This is a genomic window from Haloferax prahovense (genome assembly GCF_000723845.1).
In the GTDB taxonomy this organism is placed as follows: domain Archaea; phylum Halobacteriota; class Halobacteria; order Halobacteriales; family Haloferacaceae; genus Haloferax; species Haloferax prahovense.
Genome location: NZ_LK053000.1, coordinates 1,374,810 through 1,394,262 on the forward strand (window position 1 = coordinate 1,374,810; position 19,453 = coordinate 1,394,262).

The 19,453-nt window shown below is 65.5% G+C and carries 15 protein-coding genes; 3 read left to right on the forward strand and 12 right to left on the reverse strand.

The genetic code is table 11. The features are described 5' to 3' along the window. Positions 1–148: 148 nt before the first annotated feature. The 12 genes from BN984_RS06755 to BN984_RS06810 all read right to left on the reverse strand — a co-directional run bounded on the left by BN984_RS06755 (position 149) and on the right by BN984_RS06810 (position 13,329). Positions 149–1,363 carry a cation:proton antiporter gene (locus BN984_RS06755; RefSeq protein ID WP_049967922.1) on the reverse strand — a complete coding sequence of 405 codons (1,215 nt, stop codon included), beginning with the start codon at positions 1,361–1,363 and terminating at the stop codon, positions 149–151. Continuing rightward, the gene (locus BN984_RS06760) at positions 1,363–1,848 is read right to left on the reverse strand and encodes a cation:proton antiporter regulatory subunit (protein WP_049967923.1); all 486 of its coding nucleotides are present in this window, start codon (positions 1,846–1,848) and stop codon (positions 1,363–1,365) included. The genes BN984_RS06755 and BN984_RS06760 overlap by 1 nt, the downstream gene beginning before the upstream one ends. A gap of 73 nt (positions 1,849–1,921) precedes the next feature. Further along, complete coding sequence (locus BN984_RS06765; protein WP_049967924.1) at positions 1,922–2,524, reverse strand: diacylglycerol/polyprenol kinase family protein; 603 nt, start codon at positions 2,522–2,524, stop codon at positions 1,922–1,924. Between the two features lie 6 nt (positions 2,525–2,530). Continuing rightward, complete coding sequence (glyS, locus tag BN984_RS06770) at positions 2,531–4,315, reverse strand: glycine--tRNA ligase (RefSeq protein WP_049967925.1); 1,785 nt, start codon at positions 4,313–4,315, stop codon at positions 2,531–2,533. Then, positions 4,308–5,162: a CBS domain-containing protein gene (locus BN984_RS06775; protein ID WP_004968794.1), complete on the reverse strand. Its 855-nt coding sequence runs from the start codon at positions 5,160–5,162 to the stop codon at positions 4,308–4,310. Before BN984_RS06775 ends, glyS begins: the two co-directional genes overlap by 8 nt. Before the next feature lie 123 nt (positions 5,163–5,285). After that, positions 5,286–5,876 (reverse strand): DUF7529 family protein, encoded by a 591-nt coding sequence (locus tag BN984_RS06780; RefSeq protein WP_008091031.1) that lies wholly within the window; start codon positions 5,874–5,876, stop codon positions 5,286–5,288. A gap of 59 nt (positions 5,877–5,935) precedes the next feature. Then, positions 5,936–6,373, reverse strand: a complete 438-nt coding sequence (locus BN984_RS06785) for a DUF7555 family protein (protein ID WP_049967926.1) — start codon at positions 6,371–6,373, stop codon at positions 5,936–5,938. Between the two features lie 2 nt (positions 6,374–6,375). After that, positions 6,376–7,710, reverse strand: a complete 1,335-nt coding sequence (locus tag BN984_RS06790) for an ABC transporter ATP-binding protein (protein WP_008091035.1) — start codon at positions 7,708–7,710, stop codon at positions 6,376–6,378. Next, entirely contained in the window at positions 7,707–8,786 is a 1,080-nt protein-coding gene (locus BN984_RS06795; RefSeq protein ID WP_008091037.1) for an ABC transporter ATP-binding protein, read from the reverse strand. Before BN984_RS06795 ends, BN984_RS06790 begins: the two co-directional genes overlap by 4 nt. Continuing rightward, positions 8,783–10,222 (reverse strand): ABC transporter permease, encoded by a 1,440-nt coding sequence (locus BN984_RS06800; protein WP_008091039.1) that lies wholly within the window; start codon positions 10,220–10,222, stop codon positions 8,783–8,785. Before BN984_RS06800 ends, BN984_RS06795 begins: the two co-directional genes overlap by 4 nt. Positions 10,223–10,228: 6 nt before the next feature. After that, the gene (locus BN984_RS06805; RefSeq protein ID WP_008091041.1) at positions 10,229–11,278 is read right to left on the reverse strand and encodes an ABC transporter permease; all 1,050 of its coding nucleotides are present in this window, start codon (positions 11,276–11,278) and stop codon (positions 10,229–10,231) included. Positions 11,279–11,490: 212 nt separating this feature from the next. Next, complete coding sequence (locus BN984_RS06810) at positions 11,491–13,329, reverse strand: ABC transporter substrate-binding protein (RefSeq protein WP_049967927.1); 1,839 nt, start codon at positions 13,327–13,329, stop codon at positions 11,491–11,493. A 235-nt stretch (positions 13,330–13,564) separates the two neighbouring features. Between BN984_RS06810 and BN984_RS19670 the strand changes: the two genes are divergently transcribed. The 3 genes from BN984_RS19670 to BN984_RS06820 all read left to right on the forward strand — a co-directional run bounded on the left by BN984_RS19670 (position 13,565) and on the right by BN984_RS06820 (position 19,326). After that, positions 13,565–13,732: a DUF7556 family protein gene (locus tag BN984_RS19670; protein WP_004973981.1), complete on the forward strand. Its 168-nt coding sequence runs from the start codon at positions 13,565–13,567 to the stop codon at positions 13,730–13,732. Positions 13,733–13,816: 84 nt separating this feature from the next. Then, positions 13,817–14,236 (forward strand): PPC domain-containing DNA-binding protein, encoded by a 420-nt coding sequence (locus BN984_RS06815; RefSeq protein ID WP_004973980.1) that lies wholly within the window; start codon positions 13,817–13,819, stop codon positions 14,234–14,236. A gap of 2 nt (positions 14,237–14,238) precedes the next feature. Continuing rightward, positions 14,239–19,326: a DNA polymerase II large subunit gene (locus BN984_RS06820; RefSeq protein ID WP_049967928.1), complete on the forward strand. Its 5,088-nt coding sequence runs from the start codon at positions 14,239–14,241 to the stop codon at positions 19,324–19,326. The last annotated feature ends 127 nt before the right edge of the window (positions 19,327–19,453 follow it).

The window sequence follows — 19,453 nt, forward strand, 5'->3', positions numbered from 1 at the left end:
GCGCAATAATCGCGAGCACGACGACTGCGATGACGAGCCACTCGATAAGGGTCATAGCACCCGCAACGTGACGACTCCTCGGATAAGTGTTCTGTGGCCGTTCGGGTCGGTCGGCGTCGACGGCTCGAAAACGCCGCGCCGGGGCGAGTCAGGCGCTCTCGGTCGAGGCATCTCCGTCCGCCGCGCCGCCGCGGAACACGAGTCGCTCCACGAGGTCAGACCGCTGCATCAGCACCGTCCCGAGCGCGCTCATGACGAAGACGTAGCCGACCGCGAACGCCGGGATGATTTCGCGCATCACCGGCGTCGTCCCCGCGGCGGCCAGCGCCGCGATGACAAGCGAGAACTCGCCGCGCGGCACCAGCCCGACGCCGACCCGGAGCGACCGGTGTGCGGAGAGGTCGTACGCCCGACCGCCGAAATAGCCCGAGAGAATCTTCGACGGCGTCGACACGACGACCGCGATGGCGAGCGGGACGGCCGCCGCCGCCAACAGCGTCGGGTCGGTGCCGAGGCCAATCCAGAAGAAGAACACCGCGGCGAACACGTCGCGGACCGAGACGAGCAGGTGTTCGAGTCGCTCCCGGTGGCCGCTCGTCGAAAAGCCCATCCCGACGAAGAACGCCGCGACGGCCTCGCTCACCCCGAGCGCGAGCGCCGCACCCGAGATGGGAACGACGACCGCGAGCGCCCGCAGGACGAACGCCTCCTCGTTCTCCACGTCGAGGACGCGGGCGAAAAGCACCGTCCCGTACTGGACGGCCACGAACAGGAGGCCGAGGAAGCCGAAGGCGATGGCGAGCGAGCGACCGATGGCCGCGACGCCGCCGTCGCCGCCGAGCACGAGCGAGGTGACGACCGCGAGGTAGACCGCGATGGCGAGGTCCTCGAAGACGAGCGTCCCCAGAATCGGCTCCGACTCGGGGTCCGCAATCCATCCGAGGTCGATGAGCGTCTTCGTCACGATGGCCGACGACGAAATGTAGACGATGCCGCCGAGCAGCAGCGCCTCCACCGGCGACCACCCGAGGACGAGACCGATGGCGATGCCGATGGGGAGGTTCACCGCGAGGTCGATGACGCCCGCGCGGCCGATTTTCGCTCCCGACGACCGGAGTCGGTCGAGGCTGAACTCCAACCCGAGGAAAAACAGGAGGAGGACGATACCGAGTTCCGCCAGAATCGTCACCACTTCGCCGTTCGGGACGTACGGGAGGCCGAACCGCCCGGCGACGTACGGTCCGGCGACGACGCCGCCGACGACGTAGAGGGGAATCACCGACAGGCCGAGGCGGAGCGCGACTGCTCCGACGACCGCGAGGACTGCGAACAGGTAGCCGAATTCGAGCAGCGCCGCCGCCATCAGGTCCCTTTGACGAGCGCTGTGAAGTCGCGGCAGGCCGCCTTCGGACCGATGACGACCAGCGTGTCGCCGGCTTCGACCACCGCGTCGCCGCCGGGCGACGTGATGACCTCGTCGCCGCGCTCGATGGCGATGACGGACGCGCCGGTCGCCTGCCGGAGGTCGGACTCGCCGAGGGTCTTGCCCGCTACCTCGGAACCAGTACCGACTTCCACCCACTCGATGAGCGTGTCCCCGCCAAGAAGCGTCTCGATGTTCTCCGTCTGGATCGGCTGGAAGTACGCGCCTTCGAGGAGCGTCCCCACCTGCCGAGCGAGTTTGTCGGTGAGTTCGAACAGCTTCTCGGAATCGCTGTCGGCGCTCGGACGCCGGAACACCTCCCGTTTGCCGGTGTTGTGCGTCACGATGACGAGTCGGGAGCCGTCGCCGAGTTCTACCTCGTGTTTCTTCCCGACGCCCGGAAGGTCGCTCTCGTAGACAGTCATGACTGTCCGGTTCGTCGCCGACCGAAATAAAATCGCATCACGGACCGACACCCGAACGCCGACCGCGTTCCGCTCAGGCGACCAGCCAGAGCGTCACCGCGATGGCGGTACAGGCGACCGGCGGAATCGAGAGGTTGTCGTCGATGACGTAGCCGGCGACAACCGGTTTCACGCCGTCGGCCAGCGTCGCCCCCGCGGCTCCGGCGGCCGCGGCGAGGCCGCCCGCGACGACCCCCGACACGGGAATCACGAACGGGGCGGCGAGGACGAAACAGACCGCGAACATCGCCGCGAGCGTCCGCGCCGACTTCAGTTCGCCGACCGGGGCGGAGCCGAGGAGGCCGCTTATCGGGTCGCCGATGGTGAGCATGAACATCCCCGGAACCGCGACGTGCGGGTCGAACACCAACGCGACGGCGGTCTGGCTGTAGACGTACAGCGCGTAGCCGGCGACGTTGTCCTGTTCGTACTCGCGGGTGAGTTCGTCGTAGACGACCCATTCGAGGCCGCCGAACAGTCGAAGCAGTTCGAGGACGCTGACGACCGCCGCGAGGAAGACGAACAGATACCCGAGGGTACGCCACTCGACCAGCCCGAGGAGGTACAAAAGCGGCATCCCCGAGCCGCTCGCGTGGACCAGTCGCCGTTTCACCTCGGCGGTGCTCGGTCGCCCCACGGCGGGTTACGCCTCGACGACCTCGTTCTCGTCGAGCACGTCGTCGAACGAGGCGGTGCCGGCGCGCAGGCCGACGAGCGTTCCGACGAGGTCGTCGACGGGCAGTCGGACTTGCTTTCCGCTGTCGCGCTCGCGGATGGTGACGGTGTTCGCGCCGTCGCCTTCGAGCCCGTCGCGGTCGATGGTGATGCAGAACGGCGTGCCCACCTCGTCCTGTCGGCGGTAGCGCCGACCGATGCTACCCGAGTCGTCGTAGACGACCGCGAAGCCGGCCGCGCGGAGTTCGGCGGCCACGTCGTCGGCGAGGTCGACCAGTTCGTCGACGTTGCTCACGAGCGGGAAGACGCCGACGTTCGTCGGCGCGACCGACGGCGAAAGCGAGAGGTAGCTCCGCGCCTCGCCGTCGACCTCGTCGGTCTCGTACGCGTGCGCGAGGAGCGTGTACACCGTGCGGTCGATACCGAACGAGGGCTCGACCACGTGCGGGGTGATGTGCTCGCCCGCCTCGGTCTGCGTCTCGACCGAGAAGTTCGCCACGTCGGTGTCGACGGTGATTTCCTCGCCGTCGATGTCGAGGGTCACCTCGTCGGCGTCGAAGGCGTCGGGGTCGCGCTCGGCGAGCGTCTCCAGCGCCTCGGCCACGTCGGCGGCCTGCGCGCCGAACTCGGGGCCGAGCGTCGCCATGTCGGGGTCGACGACGGCGCGCTCGACCGTCTTCGGCTCGTCGTACTGCTGGAAGACGGTGAAGTCGTCGTCGCCGTACTCGCCGTGCTTCGAGAGGTCGTAGTCGCTGCGGTACGAGAAGCCCGCGATTTCTATCCAGTCACCGTCGACCTCGCTCTCGGCGTCCCAGCAGTCCGAGGAGTAGTGGGCGCGCTCGCCCGCGAGGTGCTGGCGGAAGCGGAAGCGGTCCATGTCGACGCCGACCGTCTCGTACCACTCCTGGGCGATGCCGAGGAAGTAGCCGAGCCACGCGTTGCCGATGACGCCGTCTTCGACGGCCTCGCCGATGGTCGTCTCGACGTAGTCGCCGTCGTCGGCCTCCTGCTCGGTCGCGGGGTACAGAAGCACCTCCACGTCCTCGACCGCAGAGAGGTCGGCCTCGTCGCGCTCGGGGTCGATGAAGTGCTCCAGTTCGGCCTGCGTGAACTCGCGGGTGCGGACGATGCTCTTCCGCGGCGAAATCTCGTTGCGGTAGGCGCGGCCGACCTGCGTCACGCCGAACGGGAGGCTGTTGCGCGCGTACTCCTTGATGCGCGGGAACTCCACGAAGATGCCCTGCGCCGTCTCGGGGCGGAGGTAGCCGGGCGTCGAGGAGCCGGGGCCGATGTTCGTCTCGAACATGAGGTTGAAGTCCTCGACCGACTGGCCGGCGAGGTCCGCGCCGCAGGTCGGACAGACGAGGCCGAGGTCGGCGATTTTCTCCGCCGCCTCCTCGGGCGACAGTGTCTCCGCGTCCTCCAGTTCGGAGTTGTCCTCGATGAGGTGGTCCGCGCGGTGGGACTCGCCGCACTCGGCGCACTCGACGAGCATGTCGTCGAAGCCGTCGAGGTGGCCCGACGCCTCGAAGACGGGCTCGGGCATGATGGTCGGCGCTTCGATTTCGAGGTTGCCCTCCTGGACGGCGAAGCGCTCGCGCCACGCCTCTTCGACGTTGGACTTCAGGGCCGCGCCCTGCGGGCCGTAGGTGTAGAACCCGCCGACGCCGCCGTAGGCCTCCGAGGAGCCGAAGAAAAAGCCGCGTCGCTTGGCGAGTTCGGTGAGCGCTGCGGACTCGTCGCCCTCACTCATACAGCGCCTCCAGCAGGTTGATGTCGCGGACGATGCCGATGAGTTCGTCGCCGGAGACGAGCGGAATCTGCTCGATGTCCTCGCGAATCATCGTCTGGGCGGCGTCCTTGGCGGTGGCGCGCGTCGGGACGCTCACGAGGTCGTCGGTCATGAACTTCGAGACCGGCTCGGCCGGAATCTCGACGTTCCGGGTCGGGATGTAACGGTTGCCGACCGCCTTGATTCCCTCCCACATCCACTCGTCGTCCTGGTTTGCGACCGAGTCGCCGGTGCCGGCCTCGCCTTCGACGACGCGGGCGACCTCGATGATGTCGACTTCGGTCACGATGCCGGCCAGCGAGGCCTCGTCGTCGAGGACGACCGCGTAGGGAACGTTCGCGTAGAATATCTCGCGCTCGACGATGTGCAGAGGGACGTCGACGTACGTCGTGTTCACGTCGCGGGCGGCGAGGTCGCCGACCTCGGTCTCGCCGTCGATGTCGCCGCGGGCGATGGCCCGGACCACGTCGGTGACGGTGAGGATGCCCTCGATGGCGTCGCCGTCGACGACGGGGATTCGGCGCGCGCCCTCCGAGACCATCGTCGCGGCCACCGCTTCGAGGTCGTCGTCGGCGCTCGCGGTCGGCACCTCGCGGACGAGCACCGCCAGCTGGTCCTCGTCGGGGTGTTCGATGAGGTCCTCTCGAGAGATGAGCCCTCGGTACTTCGTCCCCTCGTCGGTCTCTTTTACCACAGGAACAGAAGAGAACCCACGCTCTTGGAGGTATTCCAGAACGTCGTCGCGGGTGCCCGGCAGGGACACCGTCACGACCTCCTCACCGCGGGTCATCGCGTCGGCTACTTTCATACACCCGCTTTCTTCCCCCCGCCTAATGTACTCTGCGAACGCTTTCGGCTCGTTGACAGGCGTCCGCCGTCGCTCGCGGGAGCGTCGTGAGTCCTCCGAAAACGAAAGCGGAACGGCCCCGACTCAGTTGTCGTCGCTCGCGTCGCCTTCGGCCTCGTCGTCGCCGCTGTTCGGCGCGTACCGCCGAATCGCATCGAGGTTGGGGAAGAACTTCTCGGGGTCGTCGTGTTCGACGACGCCGACGACGGTGCCGTCGAGCTTCTGCAGGTAGGTGTACATCCGCCCTTCCTCGACGGCGACGGTCGCACACTCGAGCGCCTCGCGGAGGTCCCACGCGCCCGCGAGGAAGATAGCGGTCTCGGCGTCCGGCGAGAACAGCGCCGTCACCATGTAGACGCGGCCGTCGTTCTCCGCGCGGTACACCTCGTACTCGGGGAACGACGTCGCTTCGAACAGGTCGGCGACCGTCTCGGCCTTGTCGCCGGGAATGACGTACGCGAGGCCGAACGCCCCCTCGTCGCCCTTGCCGCTGGAGGGACCGAACGGGCCGCTGTCGCCCGCCGGGATGCGGACCGTCTCCCACCCGTCGGCTTCGAACTCGTCGGCCATCGCTGTCATGTCGTCGAGCGTTGCGCCCCACGCCTCGCGGCGGCGGTCCGCCTCGCCGGCGATTCGTTCGACATCGGGCGTCTCGTCGTCTCCGAGTTCGGCCATACCCGTTCTGGACGACGTATATGGTAAAAGGCATCGAAGGCCACGGGGGTCCGAGGCGGTCAGTAGTTGATGCCGAAGACGACCTCCATCGCGTACGAGGCCGCGAGGATACAGACCGACGCGAGGAGGAGTTTCACCCCGCTCGACGGCCGCTCGTCGCTGTTCGCGGGTCGCAGTCGCGGCGGTAGTATCGCGTCGAGCGCGTTCCCGACGAGTTTCTCGACGCCGACGGGCTCGTCGCTCCCCGAAAACAGGCCGCCGTCGTTGTCGCTGTTTTCGTCGCCGCCCTTCCAGGCCGCCTTCGGGCGGACCTTCAGCGACGCGTAGCCGAACATGGCGAACCCGAGAAAGAACATGAGCCACTTCGCGCCGGGCAGTCCGTTGCCGGCGAGCGTGCTCAGGAGGGCGGTCACGACGAACACCACGCCGGTGAGGGAGACGGCGTAGACCACGGCGTCGATGGTCTTGACGCCGAAGCGGCGTGGGTCGAACTCCATGGCTATTGAACGAGCGTCTCGAAGACGGCCGCCGGCTCTTCGTACTCGGGTTCGTGACGGTGACAGAGGCTCAAGCGCCCCCGGTTGCCGACCGTGAGCTGGTCGGGTCGCTCGTGGTCACAGACGCTCCCGAACTCCTCGTGGAGGTAGGTCTGCGCGGCGTCCTCGTCGTCGTTTTCGGCGTAATCGGCGGCCTCGCGGATGTGGGTCATCACGCTCGAGGGCACGTCCAGTTCGCCGAACAGTTCGGGGATGATTTCGTCCATCCCGGCGCGGTGGCTCTCGCGGCCGAGCAGTTTCCGGACGCGGTCGCTCAACGAGGGGTCGGCGCGCGAGCGCTCCCGCAGAACTTCGCGGAAGACCTCGATGCGCTCCCAGAGCTCTGGGTCCATGTCTCTGTACGCCTCCGGGCGAATCTTCACCGGACAGCGCGTCGAGAACGGACAGCCCGCCGGCGGGTCCCGCGGGCTCGGCGGCGTCCCGCGGAGGGTGATTCGGTCGCGCTCGATAGTCGGGTCCGGCTCCGGAATCGACGACAACAGCGCGTGCGTGTACGGGTTCGCCGGTTGGTCGAACATCTCGTCCGCCGGTCCGATTTCCATCATGTTGCCGAGGTACATCACGGCGACGCGGTCGCAGATGTGGCGGACGACCGCGAGGTCGTGGGCGATAAACAGGTACGTCAGCCCGAACTCGTTTTGCAGGTCTTCGAGCAGGTTGAGAATCTTCGCCTGCACGGACACGTCGAGCGCCGACACCGGCTCGTCGAGGATGATGAACTCCGGTTCGAGCGCGAGCGCGCGGGCGATGCCGATGCGCTGGCGCTGGCCGCCGGAGAACTGGTGCGGGTAGCGGTAGTAGTGTTGTTCCTGCAGGCCGACGGTTTCGAGCAGTTCGCGGACGCGCTCGCGGCGCTCCGACGGCGTCTTCCAGTCGTGCACGTCGAGCGGCTCGCGGACGATTTCGCCCACGGTCATCCGCTCGTTGAGGCTCGAATCGGGGTCCTGGAACACCATCTGTACGTCCTTGCGGAACTGCTTGAGGTCCGAGCCGGACAGCGTGGTGATGTCCGTGCCGTTGAGTTTGACCTCGCCCGCGGTGGCCTCTTCGAGGCGCATCAACGTGCGCCCGAGCGTGGACTTCCCGCAGCCGGACTCACCGACGAGTCCGAGCGTCTCGCCGCGCTGGATGTCGAACGAGACGCCGTCGACCGCTTTCACGGGGTTACTGCCGAGGAAGCCGCCGTCCTCGTAGTAGGTTTTGAGGTCGTTGACTTCGAGGATGGTGTCTCCGCGCGCCTCGGTGCTTCGCTCTTCTTCGGTGGATGTCGTACTCATCGCGTGTCACCTCCGCGCTGTCCGCCCTCGCGGTGGACGGCGACCGCCTCCTCGGACGGGAGGTCCTCGGGGTACAGCAGACACGACGCTCGGTGGTCGTCCGCGCTGTCGCCCACGTCGACGGGGACCGGATGTACCGTGTCGCACTCTGCGAACGCCTTCGGGCACCGGGGGGCGAACCGACAGTACGTCGGGTCCTCGTTCGGTGTCGGCACGTCGCCCTCGATGGTCGCGAGGCGCTCGTCCTCGTCGAGCCCCTGTCCGGGAATGGAGTTGAGAAGCCCCTGCGTGTAGGGGTGTTTCGGCGACTCGAACAGTTCGACGACGGGTGCGCTCTCGACGATTTCGCCCGCGTACATCACGTTGACGCGGTCCGCGATTTCGGCGATGACGCCCATGTCGTGGGTGATGAACATGATGCCGAGGTCGCGTTCCTCTTGGATCTCTTCGAGGAGTTCCAGAATCTGCGCCTGGATGGTCACGTCGAGCGCCGTCGTCGGCTCGTCGCAGATGAGCAGTTCGGGGTCGCACGCGAGCGCCATCGCGATGACGGCGCGCTGGCGCATCCCGCCGGAGAACTGGTGGGGGTACTCGCGAACGCGGCGGTGCGCGTCCGGAATCCCGACCGCTTCGAGCAGTTCGATGGCCTCTTTCGTCGCCTTCGACCCGCTCAGTCCGCGGTGGAGTCGGAGCGCTTCCTTGATCTGGTTGCCGACGGTGTAGACGGGGTTCAGGCTCGTCAGCGGGTCCTGGAACACCATCGCGATGCTGCCGCCGCGGATGGAGCGCATCTGCTTCGGCGACTTGTCGAGGAGGTCCTCGCCGTCGTACATGATGCGGCCGTTCTCGATGCGGCCGGGATTTTCGACCAGCCGCATGATAGAGCGGGCCGTGACCGACTTGCCCGAACCGGACTCGCCGACGATACCCACGGTCTCGCCGCGGAAGATGTCGAACGAGATGCCGTCGACCGCGCGGATGACTTCCTTGTCGGTGTAGAACGACGTTCGGAGGTTCTCGATTGAGAGCAGGGGCTCTCCCTCGGTGCGGGTCGAACTCGCCTGTTCGGTGCTCATGCGCCACCTCCCGTGGCCGCGGCCTCGTCACCGGTGTCCGCCTGCGGGTCGATGGCGTCGCGGATGCCGTCGCCGAAGGCGTTCAGACCGGTCACGACGAGCGTGATGAGGAGGCCGGGGACGAGCGAGATGTGCCACGAGGGACTCGCGACGTACTGCTGTCCGTTCGCGATGAGCCGGCCCCACTCGGGGGTCGGCGCGGTGATGCCGAGCCCGAGGTACGAGAGCCCGGCGACGCTGATGATGATACCACCGAGACTGAGCGAGGCGTAGATGAGCATGTAGCTGAACACGTAGGGGGCCATGTGCTTGCGCATGACCTGCGTCGGCGTCTGGCCGAACGATTTCGCGGCGTCAATCCAGTCCTGCTCGGAGACCTGGAGCGCTGGCCCACGTATCGACCGCCAGATGAACGGCCAGTAGACGATACTGAAGATGAGGATGATGAGCACCGCGCCGTCGTACAACTCCCTCACCCAGGTGTTCTGGAAGATGACGAGCATCAAGATGAGGACCATGATGACCGGCAACGCCTGTATCGAGTCGGAGACTAACACCGTTGCCAAGTCTGCCAGTCCCTTGTAGTACGCCGTTATCATGGCCAAGGCGAGTCCGATGAGGCCGGCGATGCCCATGGCGACGACGGCGATGGTCAGGGATATCCTGGCCCCGAACACCACCTGTGTGAACAAGTCCTTCCCGTTTGTCGCCGTGCCGAACGGGTGGAATCTGCCGAAGTCGTCGTACGTCAGCGGCGCGACGTTCTCGTCACCCGCTCCCTGCGACCCGGAGCCGAGATTGGCCTCGCCGACGAGGACGGTCTCGACGCTCTGGGTGTCTTCGCTCCAGTAGCTGACCTCGTAGTCGTACGGCTGGAGGATGTTCTGTTCCATCGTGGTCGGCCCGAGCGTGGGCGCGAATACCGCCATGACCACAAACGTGATGACGATAATGAGCCCGAACTTGCCCCAGGAGTGGCCCCGGAAGCGGTTGACCACGTCGTCCCGCGGCGTCCAGTCGACGCGGCGGTAGTGGCGGCGGAACCGCTTGTAGCCGTTCCACGCCCACGCCAGCACCGCGAAGGCGTACGCGTAGACGACCGCGACGCGGATGGCCCACGCGACCGCGGGCGAGAGCCCGAGGAACGTGTTCTCGTAGCCGGTCCCGTTCCAGTAGCCCTGGTTCGGAATCACGTCGCGGGAGATGAGCGTCGGAATCGCGTCGAACGCCGCCTGCAGCGACTGGACGGCCGACGCGCCGGGGTCACCGGGGATGAGGTTGACGACCACGCCGGCGACGGCACCGACGACTTGGAGGATAGCGCCCAGCTCGGCGCCGATGAGGACGGCACCGATGGCGGCCCAAATCAGCGCGGGCTGGGGGTTCTCAGCGACTCGTTGTCGGAGCGGAATTTCGGTTTCGGTTGTCGTGCTCACTGTGGTTCACCCGTCGTACCCGACGCGCGGGTCGATAATCGTGTACAGGAAGTCCTGTAGGATGTTCGTGCCGACCAGGATGAGGATGAAGATAAACATCAGCGTCCCGATGAGCGGCAGGTCCCCGTTGATGGCTGCGTTGAAGAACAGCCAGCCGAGGCCGTTGATGGCGAAGACCGTCTCGACGAACACGGACCCGCCGAGAAGCAGGAACGCCTCGCCCGTGATGATGGGCACGAGCGGGATGAGCGCGTTCCGGAAGATGTGCTTCCAGACGAGCGAGCGCCCGGAGACGCCCTTCGCGCGGGCGGTCTCGACGTAGTTCGAGTTGATGGTCTCGAGGACGGCGGTGCGGCCGATGCGCATCTCGTTCCCCATCGACGCCGACCCGAGGACCAGCGCGGCCGGGGCGATCTGCTTCGTCGCCCGGACGAACGACTCGGTCCACCCGCCGGGGTCTTCGAGGAACTGTTCGACCGGCGACTGGAAGAAGCCGAGCGCCGGCGGCGTCACGACGTTCGTCCTGACGATCCACGTCTGCCACGTGAACAGGCCGTTGGTCCACGTCCCGAGCTGCGAGAGGGCCGTGACGAGCATGATGGCCAGCCAGAAGTTCGGCATCGCGCGCCAGACGATTCCGCCGAAGGAGGCGGCGTAGTCGGAGGGCGTGTTCGGGTTCAGCCCGGCGTAGAAGCCGAGGGGAATCCCGACGAACAGCGCGATGATGACCGACCAGAAGCCGAGCCAAATCGTCCGGGGCGCGTAGATTTCGATGAGTTCGTACGCGGTCGTCCCGGGTGCGATGACCCACGACTGGCCGAGTTGGAAGGTGAACAACCGATACATGAAGTCGAGGTACTGACTCCAGAGCGGCTGGTTCAACCCGAGGTTCGTCCGAATCTGTTCTGCCGCCTGTGGGTTGTATTGCGTCCCCAGAATCGCCGAAACGGGGTCGAGTGGCCCCAGGCGGATGAGGGCAAACGTAATTGTCGTCCCGAAGATGACGACAGGAATCGACATCAGTACCCTGCGGAGGAAGTACTGCCATCGACTCATGGCATCACCTCGCAGACCGTTCGAGCGGACATTATTGTACTGGTTTAATGAGTGGTATGGATATGTCTTGCGCTTCGAAGTCCTAATGTCGCAGTTTCAGCAACTCTACTGCCAGATTATACTATATAGTAGGGACTAATTGTACGCTTGTCAAAAATAACCGGACGTTTCAATTGGGACGGGACGCGAGGGTGCGCCCGTGCTACCCAGTCTTACCGGTTGAGGGTGACGTTGTTGAGCTTCTGACGGCTCGGACCCATCCCACCGAACGGTTCGATGTTGACGGTGTCGTACCAGAACGTCTCGTCCTTGCGGTTGTAGATGGGCAGCATCGCGACGTCTTCCCAGTTGGCCGTCTCGATGTCGACGTAGGCCTCGTCGCGGATCTGCTGGGCCTCGTCGGTCGGGGCCGGGTTGTTGACGACCTGCTGGTAGGCGTCGGTCGCCTGCTGGTAGGCGTCGCCGTTTTCGGCCGTCCAGTTGACGTACGAGATGGGGCCCTGCTTGGAGGTGTCTGTCTGCGGCGGGTTCAGGAGCTGCAGGAAGTTGTCCGGGGCCGGCCAGTCGGCGATCCAGCCGAGGGTGTACGCTTCGAGCTGGCCGTTGCGGCCGCGCTCGAGGAGCGTCGAGAAGTCGGCCTTCTGAATCTGCATGTTGATGTGGGCGGACGCGAGCTGGTCGCGGAGGATACTCGCCATCTCCTCCCACGTGTTGGAGTTGTACTGGGTCCACTGGACCTCGAACTGGTTGTCCTCACCGTAGCCAGCTTCCTCCATAACCTCGCGGGCGGCCTGGATGTCCGTCTCGTCCGCGTTGTACGGGTATTCGGAGTCGATGAGGTCGTTTGCGGCCTGCGCGCCACCGGGGAAGATAGTCGGCGGCGTGAAGAGCTGTGCGGGGGAGCCGCGGCCCTTGAAGACCTCCGAGACCATCTGGCCCTGGTTCAGGACGTAAGCGAACGCCTGACGGACCGGCTTCGGGACCTTCTCCATGTTGAAGCCGACGTAGAAGATCGACAGCGTCGGGACGCCGACGTAGTTGAGCGTCTTCCCGTTGCGGACGGGACCGTACTTACCGATTTCACGACCGTACTCGTCGGTCGACTCCACCTGAACGAGACCGGGGTCGTACTGCGCGGTGGGCAGTCCGAAGTAGTCCGCGTTCTCGTTCATCGCGTAGTTGTAGCGAGCCGTGTCGTCCTCGATGACCTGCCAGCGGACGTTGTCGACCTGCGCGACCTGTCCGTAGTAGTCGTCGTACTTGGAGACGGCCGCGGCGGTACCCTGCTCCCAGAAGGCGAACTCGAACGGGCCCGCGCCGATGGGGTTGTTCGAGGCGAATTCGGTGTACTCCATCTCGCCGTCGTAGCCCTCGACGTCGCCGAGGACGCCCTCGGGGAGGGCGGCGAACGAGGTGTAGGCGAACATCTCGAGGGTGTCGTGGAACGGCTCGGAGAGGTTGACGACGAGTTCGGTCTCGGTCTCGCCGACTTCGACGCCGAGCGAACCGGGCACGTAGTTGCCTTCGTCGTCCGTCTCGTGTTCCACGCCGATGGAATCGAGGATGAAGTAGGCGCGGCGGCTGTTCGAGGAGGCCGCGAGGCGCTCCCACGCGTAGATGAAGTCGGACGCGGTGACCGTCTCACCGTTGTGGTAGGTCGCGTCGGCGAGCTGGAACGTGTAGGTCGTGAAGTCGTCCGAGACCGTGTAGTCCGCGGCGAGCTCGTTTTCGACCGTCGGCAGGGCGTTCGGGTACGACATCAAGCAGTCGAAGACCTGCTGGATGATGATGCCCGACGACGTGTCGGTCGCGGCGACGGGGTCCATCGTCGTGATGGTGCCCGAGAGGATACGGTTGAACACCGAGCCGGACAGCTCCGTGCCCGTGTCCTCTTCGGTCGTCGTCGCGGTGGTGGTCTCGTCGCCACCGGATTCGGTCGTCGTCGTCTCTTCACCGTCACCGCCGGTACAACCGGCGAGGGCGGCGGCCGTGGCGGCCCCACCCGTTGCCTTCAGGAAACGGCGACGCGAGAGTTTGTTAGTGTCTGGCATTCGAACCAATCTTTCCGGGCCGCGTGGATAAACTTACCGTATTCGATTTGTTTGATATAGTGTAGCGTGGAAGGGATGTAGTACCATACATAAGCGGCGAAAACTGCCACGAGAATCCCCACAGAACTCGTTTTACATTTTAAACCACTTTTCGGAACGACAGAATCGGGTAACGGGCTCCCTCTCGCCCTGCCGTTTCGGTCCACTTATATAGGGGTGTCACTATGTATCATACATGACGCCGGATGCGACGGCTTCCGTCGACGACTCGGGCGCCGAGGTCATGGCCTCGGTGGATCGCTCTCAGACGGGCCAGCGTCTTATTATCGCGGACATCTCCCGCGACGACGCGTGGCTCGCTGCTGACGTAGCCGACGCGCTCGCGCTCGACGAGTGGCGATAATCGCTCCGGCCCCGTAAGCCCGCCGCCGGACGCCCGGCGGCCAGACCATTCACATTTTAGTCCGACTCGCTCGTGGTACGCTGCATGAACGCTCGAGCGGTGACGGTGAGCGAGGAGTACCTCGCCCGCCTCGAACACGGTGCGGACTGGCGCGAGGAGATCGAGGAGTTCTGCGCGCGCAAGGACATCGAGTCCGCGTGGTTCAACGCCATGGGTGCCGTCCAAGACGCCGAACTCTGGTTCTACGACCAGACGGACCAGGAGTACCAGTCCGTGACGTTCGACGAGCCGCTCGAAGTCGCCGCCTGCGTGGGTAACGTCGCGCTCCTCGACGGCGAACCCTTCGCACACACGCACGCGATTCTCTCTCGGCGCAGCGGGCAGTCGCTCGCCGGCCACCTCGACTCGGCGACCGTCTTCGCCGGCGAAGTGAACCTCCGCGCCTTCGAGGAACCGCTCGAACGCGACCACGACGCGGTGACCGACCTCGACCTCTGGTTGTAACCGTGCGCGAGGAGGACTCCCGGTACTTCCGCCGCATCGAAGCTCGCCTCGACGAGGCGTTCGACCTCGCGGAGGCCGCGAAGGCGACGGGGTACGACCCGAGGACCGAAGTCGAGATTCCGGTCGCCAAGGACATGGCCGACCGCGTGGAGAACATCCTCGGCATCGACGGCGTCGCAGAGCGCGTCCGTGAACTCGAAGGCGAGATGTCCCGCGAGGAAGCCGCGCTCGAACTCGTGACCGACTTCGTCGACGGCAACGTCGGCGACTACGACTCTCGCGAGGGCAAAATCGAGGGCGCGGTCCGCACCGCCGTCGCCCTCCTCACCGAGGGGGTCGTCGCCGCCCCCATCGAGGGCATCGACCGCGTCGAAATCCTCGAAAACGACGACGGCACGGAGTTCGTCAACGTCTACTACGCCGGCCCGATTCGCTCGGCGGGCGGCACCGCGCAGGCCCTCTCCGTGCTCGTCGCCGACTACGCCCGGTCGCTTCTCGACATCGACGAGTACAAGGCTCGAACCGACGAGGTCGAGCGCTACGTCGAGGAGATTAACCTCTACGACAAGGAGACCGGCCTCCAGTACTCGCCGAAGGACAAGGAGTCGCGCTTTATCGCCGAGAACATGCCCATCATGCTCGACGGCGAGGCCACCGGCGACGAGGAGGTCTCGGGCTACCGCGACCTCGAACGCGTCGATACCAACTCCGCCCGCGGCGGTATGTGTCTCGTCGCGGCCGAGGGTATCGCCCTCAAGGCCCCGAAGATTCAGCGCTACACCCGCCAACTCGACGAGGTCGACTGGCCGTGGCTTCAGGACCTCATCGACGGTACCATCGGCAAGGACGACGAAGACGCCGAAAAGGCAGACGACGCGGGTGACGACCCGGACGCCGACGAGGCCGACGCAGACCCGGCCGACGACGACGCCGAGAGCGACGCGCCGGACGGGCCGACCCGCGTCGAACCCGCGACCAAGTTCCTCCGCGACCTCATCGCGGGCCGCCCGGTGTTCGGCCATCCTTCCGCACGCGGCGGTTTCCGCCTGCGGTACGGCCGCGCCCGCAACCACGGCTTCGCAACCGCCGGCGTCCACCCCGCGACGATGCACATCGTGGACGACTTCATCGCCACCGGCACCCAAATCAAGACCGAGCGTCCCGGCAAGGCCGGCGGCGTCGTCCCCGTCGATTCTATCGAGGGACCGACGGTGAGACTCGCCAACGGCGACGTGCGCCGCATCGACGACCCCGAGGAGGCGGAGGAACTCCAGAACGGCGTCGAGAAGATTCTCGACCTCGGCGAGTACCTCGTCAACTTCGGCGAGTTCGTCGAGAACAACCACCCGCTCGCACCCGCTTCGTACGTCTTCGAGTGGTGGATTCAGGACTTCGAGACGACCGAGGCCAACGTGCAGGCGCTCCGCGACGACCCCGCCGTCGACCTCGAAGAGCCGTCGGTCGAACAGGCCCTCTCGTGGGCGACCGAGTTCGACGCCCCGTTGCACCCGACGTACACCTATCTCTGGCACGACATCTCCGTCGAGCGGTTCGACACACTCGCCGACGCCGTCGCGGCGGGCGATGTCGTCGCCGCCGAAGCCGACGGCGGCACGGCCGGTGCGCTCGAACACGAGAACGAACCCGAGCGCGGGCTTGAGGGTACGCTCGTCCTCGACAACACGCCCGAGATTCGGAAGGCGCTCGAACACCTGCTCGTCGCCCACCGCCAGACTGACGAGACGCTCCGGGTCCCCGTTTGGCGACCGCTCGCCCGGAGCCTCGGCCTCACCGACGACCGCGAGCGGACGTGGGAACTCGCAGACCTCTCGGAGCGCGCCCGCGAGTGGGACGACGGCGACAACGCCGTCGAGGCCGTCAACGAGGTCGCGCCCTTTACCGTCCGCGAGCGCGCGCCCACCCGCATCGGCAACCGGATGGGCCGCCCGGAGAAGTCCGAGCGCCGCGACCTCTCGCCGGCCGTCCACACGCTGTTTCCCATCGGCGAGGCCGGCGGGAGCCAACGCGACGTGGGCGACGCCGCCAGACACCGCGGCGAGTCCGGTAGGCGCGGGCAGATTTCGGTCCGACTCGGTCGGCGCAAGTGCCCCGACTGCGGCGCGTTCGGCTTCAAGTCGAAGTGCCCCGACTGCGGCGGCCACACCGAACCCCACTACGAGTGCGACGACTGCGGAACCGTCATCGAACCCGACGAGTCGGGACGCGTCTACTGCGAGCGCTGCGAGTGGGACGTCGAGAGCGCCGAGTGGCAGGAAATCGACCTCAACACCGAGTACCGCGACGCCCTCGAACGCGTCGGCGAGCGCGAGTCGTCGTTCCAGATTCTCAAGGGCGTGAAGGGACTCACCTCGGCGAACAAGACGCCCGAACCTATCGAGAAGGGCGTCCTGCGGGCGAAACACGACGTATCGTCGTTCAAAGACGGCACCGTCCGCTACGACATGACCGACCTGCCCGTCACCGCGGTCCGCCCCGAGGAACTCGACGTGACGGCAGACCACTTCCGCGAACTCGGCTACGAGACCGACATCGACGGCGAACCCCTCCGGTTCGACGACCAACTGGTCGAACTCAAAGTTCAGGACATCGTCCTCTCGAACGGCGCGGCGCAGCACATGATGCAGACCGCCGACTTCGTCGACGACCTCCTCGAACAGTTCTACGGCCTCGACCGGTTCTACGAAATCGAAGAGCGCGACGACCTCATCGGCGAACTCGTCTTCGGGATGGCTCCCCACACCTCCGCCGCGGTCGTCGGCAGAGTTGTCGGGTTCACGACAGCAGCAGTCGGATACGCTCATCCGTACTTCCACGCTGCGAAACGTCGGAACTGCTTCCATCCGGAGACGAAGGTCTGGTTCCGAGACGAGTCCGACCGGTGGCGATACGACGAGGTTCGATCGCTCGTCGAGGAACGGCTCGATGACCCGGAGACCGACGACTTCGGGACGCTCGTTCAGGAACTGGACGGGAACGTGTACGTCCCGTCTTTGGACAGAGACGGCCGAGAGACGATGAAACCGGTCGAAGCCGTCTCTAAGCACGTCGCACAGGACCACCTCGTACGAATCGAGACTCGTGGTGGAAGAGAACTAACGGTCACTCCGGACCACACGGTGATTCGAGCCGACGACGGCGGCTTCACTCGGATTCCCGCGCACGAACTCGACGAAGGTGACGCACTTCCGTCGCCCAAGCGCGTCGACATCGACGCGGGCCCGGCGCAGCTCGACCTGCTCGCGGAGTTCCTGCACGGCGAGTCGATACCGGCCGAAGACCTGATGATTCGGGGGCTCGGCGCGGACCGAATCCGGTCGCTCTTCGACGAGCATACCGAAGCGAGCGGCTACCTGAAACCGGTCGCTGAGCGACTCGGACGGAGCGATTCGACGGTTTACAACTGGGTCGCTCGCGACAGTGTTCCGGCATCGGTATTCGTGGCAGTTCTCGGAGACGTCGAAACGGTCGTCGACGTGCTTCCGCGTGAGCTATCTCTTGGCGTTCGTCGCGATACCGCGACTGTTTCGAGAGTGCTCGATATCGACGAGGCGTTCGGAACTGTACTGGGATACTACGCCGCGGACGGCTTCACGAGAGCGTCGCCCGGAAACTTCTACCAGACGACGATCTGTATCCCGGACGAACTCGCCCGCGAACACATCCTCGACACGGTTAGCGAAGCGCTCGGTGTCGACGCGTTCGAGGAGAACGAATGGAAAGTCACGATTTCGAGTCGGCTCGTTCAGTCGCTGTTTGCGGACGTCATCGGATGCGGGTCGCGTGCCGAGGACAAACGCGTCCCGGAGTCGATACTCACCGGTCCCGAGCCGGTTCTTCGATCCTTCCTGTCTGCGTACTTCTCCGGCGACGGAAGCGCGTCTTCGGACCGTGTCGAGATTCGCGCGCACACCGTGAGCGACGACCTCAAGCGCGACCTCGTTGCCGCGCTCAAACGCTTCGGTATCGCCTCGAAAACCTACTCCGAGCGCCGAACACCACAAACAGGTGCGGTGGCGGAGTTCTACGACGGAGACGAGGTCCCGACGTTCGACTCGTGGGTCCTCAAAGTCACGTCGGAGAACGTGGTTCGATTCGCCGAGGAAGTCGGTTTCCACCTCCCTCGAAAGAGCGAGGCGCTGGCGAGCGCTCTCGACGACACGGACATCCGAAGCCAGCGTCTCTTCTCGGACGGCGGGGACACGTGGCTCGACGAAGTCGTCTCGGTCGAATACCTCGAAAGCGATATCGACCACACTTACTCGTTGACCGTCGAAGACACCAACTCGCTGGTCGCCAACGACCTCCACGTCGCGCAGTGCGACGGTGACGAGGACTGCGTCATGCTCCTCATGGACGGTCTTCTCAACTTCTCGAAAGAATACCTCCCCGACAAGCGCGGCGGGCAGATGGACGCGCCGCTCGTCATGTCCTCGCGCATCGACCCGTCGGAAATCGACGACGAGGCGCACAACATGGACATCGTGCGGCAGTACCCCCGCGAGTTCTACGAGGCGACCTTGCGGATGGAAGACCCCGACGACTGGGAGGACGAGGTCACCATCGCCGAGGAGTACTTGGGCACCGACCGCGAGTACACCGGATTCGACCACACCCACGACACCACGGATATCGCCGCCGGCCCCGACCTCTCCGCGTACAAGACGCTCGGGTCGATGATGGACAAGATGGACGCCCAGTTGTTCCTCGCACGGAAGCTCCGGGCGGTCGACGAGACGGACGTGGCAGAGCGCGTCATCGAGTACCACTTCCTGCCGGACCTCATCGGGAACCTCCGCGCCTTCTCGCGACAGGAGACGCGGTGTCTCGACTGCGGCGAAAAGTACCGGCGGATGCCGCTTTCGGGCGACTGCCGGGAGTGCGGCGGTCGGGTGAACCTCACGGTCCACCAGGGCTCCGTGAACAAGTACATGGATACCGCGATTCAGGTGGCCGAGGAGTTCGACTGCCGCGACTACACGAAACAGCGGCTCGAAGTGCTCGAAAAGAGCCTCGAGTCAGTCTTCGAGAACGACAAGAACAAGCAGTCTGGCATCGCGGACTTCATGTAAGATTCGGGTGGGTTTTTCCTCCAGGTTTTCGAGCCGAGCGGCCTTGCCGCTCGGCGAAGAAAAAGTGGACGAGAACAAGCAGTCTGGCATCGCGGACTTCATGTAAGATTCGGGCGGGTTTTTCCTC

Excerpts from the sequence above, each read along its gene's own strand:
- BN984_RS06755 (WP_049967922.1), bottom strand. The coding sequence starts at position 1,363 with ATGGCGGCGGCGCTGCTCGAATTCGGCTACCTGTTCGCAGTCCTCGCG.
- BN984_RS06760 (WP_049967923.1), bottom strand. The coding sequence starts at position 1,848 with ATGACTGTCTACGAGAGCGACCTTCCGGGCGTCGGGAAGAAACACGAG.
- glyS (WP_049967925.1), bottom strand. The coding sequence starts at position 4,315 with ATGAGTGAGGGCGACGAGTCCGCAGCGCTCACCGAACTCGCCAAGCGA.
- BN984_RS06775 (WP_004968794.1), bottom strand. The coding sequence starts at position 5,162 with ATGAAAGTAGCCGACGCGATGACCCGCGGTGAGGAGGTCGTGACGGTG.
- BN984_RS06780 (WP_008091031.1), bottom strand. The coding sequence starts at position 5,876 with ATGGCCGAACTCGGAGACGACGAGACGCCCGATGTCGAACGAATCGCC.
- BN984_RS06785 (WP_049967926.1), bottom strand. The coding sequence starts at position 6,373 with ATGGAGTTCGACCCACGCCGCTTCGGCGTCAAGACCATCGACGCCGTG.
- BN984_RS06790 (WP_008091035.1), bottom strand. The coding sequence starts at position 7,710 with ATGAGTACGACATCCACCGAAGAAGAGCGAAGCACCGAGGCGCGCGGA.
- BN984_RS06795 (WP_008091037.1), bottom strand. The coding sequence starts at position 8,786 with ATGAGCACCGAACAGGCGAGTTCGACCCGCACCGAGGGAGAGCCCCTG.
- BN984_RS06805 (WP_008091041.1), bottom strand. The coding sequence starts at position 11,278 with ATGAGTCGATGGCAGTACTTCCTCCGCAGGGTACTGATGTCGATTCCT.
- BN984_RS06810 (WP_049967927.1), bottom strand. The coding sequence starts at position 13,329 with ATGCCAGACACTAACAAACTCTCGCGTCGCCGTTTCCTGAAGGCAACG.
- BN984_RS19670 (WP_004973981.1), top strand. The coding sequence starts at position 13,565 with ATGACGCCGGATGCGACGGCTTCCGTCGACGACTCGGGCGCCGAGGTC.
- BN984_RS06815 (WP_004973980.1), top strand. The coding sequence starts at position 13,817 with ATGAACGCTCGAGCGGTGACGGTGAGCGAGGAGTACCTCGCCCGCCTC.